Below are 12,630 nucleotides of genomic sequence, written 5' to 3' on the forward strand. Positions count from 1 at the left end.
GCAGCGGCAACGATTAAACGTATTCCCGTGAGACGTCCACTACGCTGGGCACCGAGAGTTCATCATGGCATCTGAAACGACACTTGATTTTGATCAACTGCTGGCCCCGATTTCGGACGAATCTCCGAGCGGGCAGTATCTGCGTCGCAGCGATTTCGAGCGGTTCCAGCGCGCCAAGGACGCACGCGCCGAGGCGGTCAATGCGGAACGCAAGATTCGTGAATTCGCGATGTACGACGAGGACGAACTGGCGGCGTTGAGCGATCAGGGACAGGGCGTCGAAGTGCCCAGCTCGCCGGACTGGCGATCCGTGCTGGACCAATGCGTCGACATCATCGCGCATCATTCCAAAGACCTGTGGGTGGCGTCCTGGTTGGTCGAAGCCAACACGCGACGCAACGGTTACGCCGGCGCACGCGACGCCTTTCGATTGATCAGCAAAATTTGCGAGACGTATTGGGACGGGATTTATCCGCCACACGACGAAGAGGACGGGTATCTGGACACCGTTTCGCAGCTGGCCAGTTTGAACGGCGTGGAAGGACCGGGGACATTGATCGCCCCGCTGGAGGAAATTCCGTTGCTGCCCGAGTACGGCGCGCTGACGTACGCGGCCTACCGCGAGGCGACCGTCGGGGGCGGTGGCGGCGAAGTCACCGAGAATGACTTCGACAATGCGGTCCGCCAGATCGATTTGGATCAATTGCGGCAACAAGAGGAAGACCTTGCCGAGGCGATCGAGGCTTACAAAGAAATGACCGCGGTGCTGGAATCCAAGTGCCGCGTCGAGGGCGAAGAGGACCACACGCCGCCGAGCAGTCAGATCCGACGGACACTGGAAACGATTCAGCAGGCGTTCTCAAACTTGACGCGAAACCTGTTGTCCAGCAACGGTGACGCAGAACCCGAAGGCGACGGGGAGACCGCGGCGACAGGATTGACGCCCAACGCGGGGCCCAAGGTCGATCTGGCACAGGCCCAGGTCAACAATCGCGAAGACGCGTTTCGGATGTTGATGAAGGCCAGCGAATTCTTTCGCAAGACCGAGCCGCATTCGCCGGTCAGTTACATGTTGCAACAGACCGTCGAATTCGGACGCATGGACCTGCCGACCTTGCTGCAAAAATTAATACAAGACTCAAGCGTGCTGAAGAACTTGTCCGAACGCACCGGGATTCCGGTCAAGGAGGATGAGTACGAGGATGATTGAGACACATTTTCACTAGTTTCTTGTCGCTCGGCCGCCCCGCAAAGCTTGCTTGGGGGGGGCCGGTGACTTAAAACCGAATGGTAGAGGGGCTCGTGTTCGAGCTCGCAAATCGCGCGTCTGGAGATAATGAGATGGCCGAAAGCCAACAACAAAAGTTGAACCGTGTCCGAAAGCCTCGCGTTCACATCACCTATGAGGTGGAAACCGAAGGGGCACAGGTCGTCAAAGAGCTGCCTTTTGTGGTCGGCGTGATGGGCGATTTCTCGGGGGACCCGACGAGCAAGTTGAAACCGTTGAAGGATCGAAAGTTTATCCAAATCGACCGCGACAACTTCAACGATGTGTTGCAACGCATGACACCGGGATTGAACATGCGTGTCGAAAACACGCTGGCCGGTGACGGCAGCGAAATGTCGGTCAACTTGGACTTCAAATCGATGGACGACTTCGAACCGGCGAACATCGTCGACAAGGTCGATCCGCTGAAGAAGTTGATGGCCACGCGAAACAAGCTGCGTGATCTGGCCACCAAAATCGATCGGAGCGACGATCTGGAAAACGTGCTGGAACAAGTGCTCAAAAACAGCGACCAGCTCAAGCAGCTTTCCGGAGAGCTTGGCATGGACAACGACGAGCCGGCAGCGGAATAACCCCCGCCCCCGTTCGTCCTTCAAACTATTCTGAATCAATCCCCCGATGTGAGGAGTCAACTTGCCATGAGTACCGGTGAGACCGAAGGCCAAGCTGAACAGCAGTCAACGACCGAGACCGAAGAAAGTGTCAGTCTACTGGAAACCGCGATCGCGGCGACCAAAAAGACCGAACGCTCTCGTGCCGAAGAGCTGATCAAAACGCTGACCGAAGAAGCCCTGAAGGGGACCGTCACGTTTGACAAGGATGTCATGCGATCGATCAATGCCGCCATCGCCGGCATCGATGCCAAAATGAGCACCCAGCTCGCCGCGATCATGCATCACGAGAAATTCCAAAAACTGGAAGGCTCGTGGCGCGGACTGCATCACCTGGTCCAAAACAGCGAGACCGGTGACTCCTTGAAAATCCGCGTGCTCAATTGTGGCAAACGCGAGTTGTTCAAGGACATGGACCGAGCCGTCGAGTTCGACCAGAGCCAGTTGTTCAAGAAACTCTACGAAGACGAATTCGGCACTCCCGGTGGCGCCCCCTACGGCGCGCTGATCGGCGATTACGAGTTCACCAACCATCCCGAAGACGTCGATCTGCTGACCAGCGTCAGCGGTGTCGCCGCCTCGGCGTTCTGTCCCTTCATCTCCGCCACCGCGCCGCAACTGTTCGGCTTCGACGAGTGGACCGAACTTTCCAAACCGCGTGACTTGGCCCGCATCTTTGATTCGGCCGAATACACCAAGTGGAAAAGCTTCCGCGAGAGCGAAGACAGTCGGTTCTGTGTGTTGACGATGCCGCGCACCCTGGCCCGATTGCCCTACGGTGCCAACACCAAGACCATCGACGAATTCGCCTACGAAGAAGTCCCGGTGGGGAAAAAGGGCGAATCCATCCACGTCGCGCACGACGAATTCTGTTGGATGAACACGGCCTACGTGATGGGCACGAAATTGACCGACGCGTTCGCCAAGACCGGTTTCTGCACCACAATTCGCGGTGTCGAAAACGGCGGCAAGGTCGAAGGCCTGCCCTCGTATATCTTCAAAGCCGATGACGGCGACATGGACTTGAAATGTCCGACCGAAATCGCCATCACCGATCGCCGTGAAAAAGAACTCAGCGATCTCGGGTTCCTGCCCCTGTGCCACTTCAAGAACACCGACTACTCGGTCTTCTTTGGCGCCCAAACGACCCAGAAACCCAAGCTCTACGATCGCCCCGAAGCGACCGCCAACGCGGCGATCAGCGCTCGGTTGCCGTACATCATGGCCACCAGCCGCTTCTCGCACTACTTGAAGGTCCTCGGACGCGACAAGATCGGCTCCTTCATGGAAGCCAGCGATTGCGAAGCGTGGCTGGATCGCTGGATCCACAACTACGTGACCAGCGACCCCAATCCGCCGTCGGACGTGCGGGCCCGTTATCCGCTGGCCGAAGCACGCGTCGAGGTCAAGGAGATCCCCGGCAAACCGGGCTCCTACAACGCCGTGGCGTGGATGAGACCCTGGCTGCAAATGGAAGAGTTGACGACCAGCATGCGAATGGTCGCCAGCATTCCCAAGCTCGGCTGATCCGGAACCAGAGTTATCGAAGTGCCCGTCGCCGATGGCGCGGGCAAAAGCCGTTGGTGTCTAGGCTTAAGCCGATCCCTCTGCACCAACGCTGCGAAGCATTTATTTCCCGCGTTTTACGAGAAGTTAGCGGCAGGGCGCAAGCCCTCCGGTTCCTCATCGTTCCCGAAACACCGGAGGGCTCGCGCCCTACCGCTAAAAAATGCTTCACAGCGTTGCCTCTGCACCCTGGATTGCCTGAAGGCTGCACGCCAACCATTGCCAAGAGCAAGCCACGATGTCGCCTGCCGAGTTCCACTCCGATGGATCGTTTCACACCGAAGTACTCGCGGAGTCTCTGCTTCAGCGAGTCCTGTCGGCTGTCGCAGTGGACAGTCACGACGACCGCACGGCGCCGACGTCGCCATCCGCTTCGACGCCTCTGGCCAAGTTTCTTGCCGCTGACGGTGTCGAAGAGTCGCTGGAATGCTGGTTCGGCAAAAGCTGGAGCCAAGATCGGCGGCTGCGAGACAAGGAATCGGTGCTCGCCCGCCTGGCCGCCGACATCGCCGAGATCGATCGGTTGCTCAACGACCAGATCAACGCGATTTTGCATCACCCCAAGTTCCAGCGTTTGGAATCCTCCTGGCGCGGGCTCGCGTTTCTGGTCCGGCGGGCGGACATCGAAAGCGATCCGATGATCAAGGTCCGCGTGTTGTCGGCACGCTGGAAAGAACTCGAAAAAGACTTTGAACGCAACGTCGAATTCGATCAGAGCGCGCTGTTCAAAAAGGTCTACGAGGAAGAACTGGGGATGCCCGGCGGGGAACCGTTCGGCGTGCTGATCGGAGACTACGACATCCATCCCCGCGTGTCGGCAGAACACCCGACCGATGACCTGTCGATCCTGAGAGCGTTGTCGGGTGTGGCGGCCAGCTCGTTTTGCCCGGTGCTGTTGGCGGCCAGTCCAGAGCTGCTGGACCTGGAGAGTTTTTCGGAGCTGCAGGTGACGCGCGACCATGAGGCCCGTCTGTCGCGAACGGATTATCTGAAATGGAACGCGCTGCGTGACGATGAAGACGCCCGATTCGTCGGCGTCGTGCTGCCGCGAATCCTGATGCGCGGGCCCTACGAAGACGACGGCAGCCGGATCGATCGATTTGTCTTCCGCGAAGACGTCTTCAGCCCCGACGGAAAAAGTTATTTGTGGGGCAACCCCGGCTATGCCTACGCCGCCGTCTTGATGCGTTCGTTTGCGACCAGCGGTTGGCTGGCCGACATCCGCGGACTCCGCCAAGACGTCGAAGGCGGCGGACTGGTCTCCGATCTGCCCGCGCTGAGTTTTCCCACCGACGCACCCGGTGTGGTCCCGCGACCGATGACCGAAATCGCGGTCACCGATTCCCTGGAACGACAACTCAGCGATTTGGGGCTGCTGCCGATCTGCGATTGCAAAGACACGCCGATGGCGGTGTTCGCCAGCGGACAATCGCTTCAACGCCCCAAGAAGTACGACACCGCCGACGCCAACACCAACGCAAAAATCAGCGCGATGCTGCCTTACATGTTGACGGTTTCCCGGTTCGCCCACTACATCAAAGTGATCGGCAGAACCAAAATGGGCTCGTTTACCACGGCCGAGGAATTGCAACGCTTGCTGCACGACTGGATCATCGAGTACGTCACCGCCGACCGGGAAGCCAGCGCCGACGTGAAAAGCCGCAAACCACTTCGCGAAGCCAGCATCACCGTTCAACCCGACCCCGGTAAGCCGGGATCGTTTTACTGTATCATGCGGTTGGCGCCGCATTACGAACTCGACGAAATGGTCGGAAGCGTTCGCCTGCAGACCCGGATCGGACGCTCGTAGGATCCGGCGGATACCCATCAATCCCTTTCATTCACTCCAACGCGCGTTCAACCGTCTAACCGAGGCATTCAACGATGACAAACACTCCGATGGAGCTGTACGAAGCGGGACGGCTGGACGAAGCGGTGGACGCGTCTCTGGCGGCGGTCAAAGCCAAACCGGCCGACGTCGGATTGCGTTTTCAACTCGCCGAACTCTCCTGCATCGCCGGCAACTTTGAGCGTGCCGACAAACAACTCGACACCGTCACCAACCAAGACCCGCAAGCGGCCATCGGTGCGGCGCTGTTGCGACAATTGGTGCGAGCAGAACTGGCCCGGCGAGAAAGTTTTTTCAAAGGCCGGGTGCCGGAATTTTTGGGTGAGCCGTCGGACAAACTCAAAGCACACCTTCAGGCGTTGACCCTGTATCGATCCGGCGACGTCTCCGCTGCCGCGGCGGCCCTGGAGCCGATGGCCGAAACCGCCAACCTGAATCAGCCGATTGAAGTCGACGGCAACGAAGTCGACGAGATCCGCGACTTGGACGACCTGTTGTCGCCGGTCTTGGAAGTGCACACGACGACCGGAAAGTATTTTTGGGTCGACTGGAACCAGATCCTGGAGATGGAAATCCATCCGCCCAAGCGTCCCTTTGACCTGCTCTGGCGGCAAGCGTCTCTGTCGATCGAATCCGGCCCCGATGGCGAAGTGTACCTGCCGGCAATCTACTTGGAGCCGGCAGAAGACGGCCCGACCGACGCCAATCTGCAACTCGGACGCGGCACCGATTGGGTCGATTCGGGCCAGGGAATCATTCGCGGCCGCGGCCAAAAAATGCTGCTCGCGGGCGACCAAGATTTGCCGATCATGGAACTGCAAACGATTCGGCGTGGTGAGTAAATGTCTCGCGTTCCCAACGACCGCCCCCTGATCCCCAGCGTGCTCGATCGGCTAATCGACTTGGACCCTCACAATCGGACCGAAGCGCCGCTGAACCGGACCCAGGTGCTACAGCAGATGAAAGAAAGCGTGGGTCGCGACCTGCAAGCACTGCTCAACACCCGCTGTCGCGCCACCAGTTGGCCGGACGATCTGAAAGAGCTGGACCGCTCGTTGTTCGCCTACGGCATTCCCGATTGCGTGGGCATCAACACGGGCTCTCGCGAACAACAGGAAATGCTGCGTCGGATGATGCTGCGTTCGATCGAAGCCTTTGAGCCGCGATTGATCAACGTGCACGTCCGACTGGCCGACACCAGCGATCCGACCGATCGGGCACTCCGCTTTCGTATCGACGGAATGTTGAAGGTCGACCCCGCGCCCGAGCCGGTGATTTACGACAGCAAGTTGGACGCGACCAGCGGAGACTTTTTAGTGCGTGGAGTTCGCCGATGACGGATCGATTGCTGCCCTACTACAACCAGGAACTTCAATACCTCCGCCGCTTCGGTTCGGAGTTTGCGCAGGAGCATCCCAAGATCGCCGCGCGGCTGCGGTTGGGCGATGATTTGAGCGAAGATCCGCACGTGTCGCGGATCATCGAGTCGTTCGCGCTGCTTTCGGCCCGCACCCGACTGAAGCTGGACGATGATTTTCCCGAAATCACGCACGCGATGTTGGGCGTGCTCTACCCGCACTATCTCGCCCCGATCCCGTCGACGGCGGTGGTCGAGTTCGCGCTCGATCCACGGCAAGCGGAATTGGTCGGCGGCTACAAGATCGCGGCCGGCGAAGGCGTGGAAACCGAGTCGACCGAAGACGGAGCCTGCCAATATCGAACCGTCTATCCGGTCAAACTGTTTCCCTACAAGGTCGCCGCGGCAGGGTACAAGGGCCAGCCCTTTCAATGTCCCCCTTCGCCGCTGTTGCCCAAGGCCGAATCGGTCTTGCATGTGGAATTACGAAGCTTTCGCGAAGCCATCACCTTCGAAACGATGGAGATGACGTCGCTGCGGTTTTTCATCCGCGGGATCTCGCATGCCGCGATGGACTTTTACGAATTGATTCAGAACGACTCGATCGAAGTCTTGCTGGCGCGTTCTCCCACCGATCCGAAACCGATTCGATTGTCGGCCGGTGCAATCCATCCGATCGGGTTCGAGGCCGACGAGTGTATCTTTCCTTCGCAACCGCGAACGTTCAGCGGATACCGATTGTTGTCGGAATACTTTGCGGCGCCCGAGAAATTCATGTTCTTCGACGTCAAAGGGATTTCACAGGAATCGCTCAAAGGATTCGGCGGCTCGCTGCACCTGTACGTCTTGATGAAACGCCATGTCGGCGCGGTGGAGCAATTTGTCGAACCGGAAACGATTCGCATCGGTTGCACGCCGATGGTCAATCTGTTTGAGCAGCGATGTGAACCGATCCGGGTCAGCTACACGATGCCGGAATACCGAGTGATTCCCGATGCCCGCCAGCCCAGGGCCTTTGAAGTTCACAGTCTTTCAAGCGTGACGGCGATCGATTCGGAACGCGACGAAAAGGTTTATCACCCGTTTTATTCGGTCCGGCACGCCGGCGAGGAACGGCTGCGGCGGGGGTTTTATCATTTGCATCGGCGTCGATCGGGACAAAGCGGCGGGGCCAAGGATCTGGCGACCGAGGTCTATTTGTCATTGGTCGATTTAGATTTCCAGCCCGACCAGAGTGACGGAACCGTGCTCGATGTGCGGGCGCTTTGCACGAGCCGAAATCTGCCCCAGCGATTGGAGTTTGGCGGCGGCCGCCCCAAGCTGCAGCTGGTTCACGGCGGACCGCTGGAAGCCCCCAAGTGCGTCACCCAACCGCGGGTGACACTGCGACCGCCGCTGGAAAAAGGCACGTACTGGCGGATGATCAGCCATCTGTCGCTCGGTCACGTGTCGCTGTTCGACGCCGACGAAGGGGCCACGGCGCTGCGAGAAATCCTGGGGCTGTACGATTTCATTGGCAAAGGAGACTCACAGCAACGCATCGATTCGATCCGTTCGGTCAAGTGCCGGCCCGGTGTCGCGCGGTGCCAAAACCCGTCCGGCGGATCAACACTGTGTCGCGGTCTGGATCTGGACATCTTGATCGACGAAGAACGTTTAAGCAGCGGCGGTGCCTATCTACTCGGCATGGTGCTGGAACGATTCCTGTCCCTGTACGCTTCCATCAATTCCTTTACCCGAACCTCGTTGCGAAGTAGCCTCCGAGAACAAGAGGTTGCCCGATGGCCGGCGCGATCCGGAAGACAGACGTTTCTGTAAGCAAGCGGCTCGTCGACGAGCCGTATCAATTCAGTTTCTTTCAAGCCGTTCGGCTGCTGCTCTCCGGTGCGCTGGCGGAGATGGATCGCGATCTGGCGCTGGGGTCCAAGGCCCGTCGCGGGCGTCTGGGAACGGTCAGCAACATTTCCGAAGAAGGCGTCCGCTTTCGATCCGAAGTCTCGCTGAGTTTCTCGCCCAGCGAGATCGTGTCGCTGCAGCCGAGACAGAGAAAACGCGACGAGGACGACGACTCGGACAATCAGCCTTGGGAATTGGAGATTGCGTTTTGGGGCTTGATCGGTCCGGCCGGAGCGTTGCCGAATCATTACACCCAGCTGGTGATCGACCGCGTGCACAACAAAGACGTTGCGATGCGGGACTTCTTGGACATCTTCTCCCATCGCCAGCTGTCGTTTTTTTATCGGGCCTGGGAAAAGTACTTCTTGCCGGGGGGTTACGAAAACGCGATCAACGACCGACGCCCCGAAAACGATCTCGTTCGCGAAGCGCTGCTCGCGATCGTCGGCCGCGGCACCAAGCGCGTCCGCAATCGCTTGGAATCGGCCGATGACGCCTGTGTTTATTACGGCGGCCAATTTGTCGATCGTCCGACCGCCGAATCCCTCCGCGCGATGGTGTCGGATTACTTGCAATTGCCGGCCAAAGTGTTGTCGCTGTTCGGCCAATGGCTGGTGTTGCCGATCGCCGAACGGTCGCGTTTGGGGCGTGTCGATGGCCATTGCCGGATGGGAGTCGACACGATCATGGGAGACCGGACGTGGGACCCCAGCTCCAAATTCCGAATCCAAATCGGGCCGGTGACCTGGCAACAATTCGAAAGCTTGATGCCCACCGGCGAAACCTTGGTGCGGATCTGCCAATTCATCCGCAGCTACGTCGGGTTGGAATTTGATTTCGACCTGCAAGTCATCCTGTTGGCCGACGAAATCCCGGTCTGTGAATTGCCCTCGGAATCGTCCTTCACCGGCCCCGGCGAATCGACCAAGGTCAAACCGCATTTGGGATGGAACACTTGGCTGTGCAGTAAACCGCCCACGCGCGACAGCGACGACGCGGTTTTTCACCACGACGGTGCGCCAACACGGTAGAACATAGATGTCCTCTTCTCTGACCTTCGACGCTTGACCGAACCATGGCACAAATCAATCTCAAAGAACTCGTCGGAAAACTCAACGACACTTGCCGTGGCGCTCTGGAAGCGGCGGCGGGGCTGTGTCTGTCCCGAACCAATTACAACATCGAGATCGAGCACTGGTTGCTGAAGTTGTTGGAGAACGACCAGTCCGACCTGACGATCGCCTGCAAAGCATCGGGCGTGGACGTCTCTCATTTGATGTCCGATTTGAACAAAGCGATCGACAAATTCAAAACCGGCAACGGCCGACCGCCCGCACTCTCGCCCAACGTGGTGGACCTGGTTCGCGAATCCTGGCTGTTCGCATCGGTCGATCACGGCGTCGCCAAAGTCCGCTCCGGTCACCTGTTGGTCGCCTTGTTGACGTCCTCGACGCTGCGACCGCTCGCCCGCGACGCCTCCGATCAGTTCGACGAAATCAACGGCGACGCCATCATTCAAGATTTCGGAGTCCTGCTCGCCGACAGCGAAGAGTCGCAGATCCCGATGGCGGTCGGGAGCGGCGCGGCGCGGCCGAGCGGAGACCCGACCAAGCCGACGACCGGACCGACCAAAACACCGTCACTGGATCAATTCACCATCGATTTGACCAGTCGCGCCGAAGCCGGACAGATCGACCCGGTGCTCGGTCGCGATCCCGAAATTCGCCAGATCATCGACATCCTGACCCGCCGACGTCAAAACAATCCGATCCTGACCGGTGAAGCCGGGGTGGGGAAAACCGCTGTGGTGGAAGGCTTCGCGCTCCGCGTCGCTGCCGGTGATGTCCCCGAAGCGATCCGCAACGTTCGCATTCGAACCTTGGACCTGGGGCTGCTGCAAGCCGGTGCGGGCATGAAGGGCGAATTCGAGAATCGGCTCCGCGGGGTGATCGACGAGGTCAAGGGATCGCCCACGCCGATCATCTTGTTCATCGACGAAGCCCACACGATGATCGGTGCGGGCGGCCAAGCTGGACAAGGCGACGCCGCCAACTTGCTCAAACCCGCCCTCGCCCGCGGCGAACTGCGGACCGTCGCCGCAACGACCTGGGCGGAGTACAAGAAATACTTCGAAAAGGACGCCGCACTGGCCAGACGGTTCCAAGTGGTCAAAGTCGACGAACCCGATGAACCGACGGCCGTCGAGATGATGCGGGGCTTGGTCGACACACTAGAAAACCACCACCACGTCCGCATCATGAACGATGCCGTCGTCGAAGCGGTCAAGCTGTCCAATCGTTACATCACCGGCCGACAACTGCCCGACAAATCGGTCAGCTTGCTCGATACCGCGTGCGCGCGGATTCAGCTGAGCCAATCGTCGACACCGCCGGCGATCGAAGATGCGACCCGCCGCCGCGCTCAACTGGACGTTTCGTTACGCATCCTCCGCCGCGAAGAACAAACCGGCATGGACCACTCCGAAGCCATCGCGGCCGCCGAGGAGGCAAAGGTTGCGGTCGAGCAACGGCTCGAAACACTCAACGAACAATGGGAAACGGAAAAAGAGATCCTGGCGAAAATCATCGACCTTCGCAAACGGCTCGACAAAGACTCGCCCGAGCACTGGAAAGCGGAGCAGAAAGAGTCGGGAGAACAAGACGCAGCCAAAGACAAACCCGGCGACGCAAAGGCTGAAAAATCGGCCGCCAAGGGTTCCGAAGCCAAAGATGCTGCGAAGTCTGCGGACAAGGACGCTGAAGGATCTGCAGAGGAAGCCGCACCGCCGACCGAAGAGCAACTGCAAGCCTGGCGAAAGGAATTGGTCGGTTTGGAAAAGCAACTCAAAAAGGTCCAAGGCGAAACGCCACTGCTGTTCCCCTGCGTCGATTCCAGTGCGATCGCCGAAACCGTTGCCGCCTGGACCGGCATCCCGGTCGGACGAATGGTCAGCAACGAAATCAACACCGTGTTGAACCTGAAACAATTGATGGAGGAATCGATCGTCGGCCAGTCCCACGCGCTCGATCGGATCGCGCAAAGCATTCGAACCAGCCGCGCCCAATTGCGCGATCCGCGGATGCCGATCGGCGTGTTCTTGTTGGCCGGTACCAGCGGCGTCGGCAAGACCGAAACCGCGATCACGCTGGCCAATCTGCTCTACGGTGGCGAGCAGAACATGACCACGATCAACATGTCAGAATTCAAGGAAGAGCACAAAGTCTCGCTGTTGATGGGATCGCCTCCCGGCTACGTCGGCTATGGCGAAGGAGGCGTGTTGACCGAAGCCGTCCGTCGTAAACCGTACTCGGTCGTGCTGCTGGACGAAGTCGAAAAAGCACACCCCGGCGTCCAGGACATCTTTTATCAAGTCTTCGACAAGGGCAACATGAAAGACGGCGAAGGCCGCGATATCGATTTCAAGAACACGGTGATTATCATGACCACCAACGCGGGAACGGATCTGATCAAGAGCCTCTGCGCCGATGACGAAACGATGCCCGATCCCGATGGTTTTCTGGAAGCCGTCTTCCCCGAACTGCTCAAGACGTTCAAGCCCGCGTTCTTGGGTCGAACGAGCGTGATCCCGTTTTACCCGCTCAGCGACGACGTGATGAGCAAAATCGTTCGGCTGAAACTCGGCAAGGTGCAGCGTCGTGTGGCGGACAGCTACGGCGCCAAGTTCACGTACAGCGATGACGTCGTCGACGGGATTCGTGCGCGATGCACGGAAGTCGACACGGGGGCTCGAAATGTCGACCACATTCTGAACAAGTCGCTGCTGCCCGAATTGTCATCCCAAGTGCTGTCCAGCCTGGCCACTAACGCATCGATCACCGAAATCGCCATCGACATGAAAGACGACGAGTTCGTCTACACCGTCCACAGCGAAGACCCGGTCGCCGGTTAAAAGCAGCACGTCCTACGACTCCCCATCATCCCGTCATGAAGACGCCCCGTCCGAACGACAGGGGATTGAGCAACGTTGATGTCCAGCCTTCAGGCGCATCCCGCTCGCTGCGAAGCAGCGAAATGGGCGGCTAAAGCCTGCACACCAGCAACC

General features: G+C 59.0%; 9 protein-coding genes. All 9 read left to right on the forward strand.

Annotation, left to right across the window (positions count from 1 at the left end):
- Positions 1 to 64: 64 nt before the first annotated feature.
- Positions 65 to 1,210: a type VI secretion system protein TssA gene (tssA, locus tag ABX749_RS06705; protein ID WP_372895292.1), complete on the forward strand. Its 1,146-nt coding sequence runs from the start codon at positions 65 to 67 to the stop codon at positions 1,208 to 1,210.
- Positions 1,211 to 1,341: 131 nt separating this feature from the next.
- Complete coding sequence (gene tssB / locus ABX749_RS06710; protein WP_145216873.1) at positions 1,342 to 1,860, forward strand: type VI secretion system contractile sheath small subunit; 519 nt, start codon at positions 1,342 to 1,344, stop codon at positions 1,858 to 1,860.
- 66 nt (positions 1,861 to 1,926) lie between these two features.
- Positions 1,927 to 3,426: a type VI secretion system contractile sheath large subunit gene (tssC, locus tag ABX749_RS06715; protein WP_145216876.1), complete on the forward strand. Its 1,500-nt coding sequence runs from the start codon at positions 1,927 to 1,929 to the stop codon at positions 3,424 to 3,426.
- 277 nt (positions 3,427 to 3,703) lie between these two features.
- Entirely contained in the window at positions 3,704 to 5,275 is a 1,572-nt protein-coding gene (tssC, locus tag ABX749_RS06720; RefSeq protein WP_372895293.1) for a type VI secretion system contractile sheath large subunit, read from the forward strand.
- 74 nt (positions 5,276 to 5,349) lie between these two features.
- The gene (locus ABX749_RS06725; RefSeq protein WP_372895294.1) at positions 5,350 to 6,156 is read left to right on the forward strand and encodes a type VI secretion system accessory protein TagJ; all 807 of its coding nucleotides are present in this window, start codon (positions 5,350 to 5,352) and stop codon (positions 6,154 to 6,156) included.
- A complete protein-coding gene (gene tssE, locus ABX749_RS06730) occupies positions 6,157 to 6,651 on the forward strand; it encodes a type VI secretion system baseplate subunit TssE (protein ID WP_145216886.1) in 495 nt (164 codons plus the stop codon).
- Positions 6,648 to 8,489, forward strand: coding sequence for a type VI secretion system baseplate subunit TssF (gene tssF / locus ABX749_RS06735; protein WP_145216889.1), 1,842 nt, complete (start codon positions 6,648 to 6,650; stop codon positions 8,487 to 8,489). The genes tssE and tssF overlap by 4 nt, the downstream gene beginning before the upstream one ends.
- A complete protein-coding gene (gene tssG / locus ABX749_RS06740; RefSeq protein ID WP_372895295.1) occupies positions 8,453 to 9,598 on the forward strand; it encodes a type VI secretion system baseplate subunit TssG in 1,146 nt (381 codons plus the stop codon). The genes tssF and tssG overlap by 37 nt, the downstream gene beginning before the upstream one ends.
- 44 nt (positions 9,599 to 9,642) lie before the next feature.
- Entirely contained in the window at positions 9,643 to 12,477 is a 2,835-nt protein-coding gene (gene tssH, locus ABX749_RS06745; protein ID WP_372895296.1) for a type VI secretion system ATPase TssH, read from the forward strand.
- The last annotated feature ends 153 nt before the right edge of the window (positions 12,478 to 12,630 follow it).

Origin of the sequence: Stieleria sp. (assembly GCF_041595215.1) — a bacterium.
Taxonomy (GTDB): domain Bacteria; phylum Planctomycetota; class Planctomycetia; order Pirellulales; family Pirellulaceae; genus Stieleria; species Stieleria magnilauensis.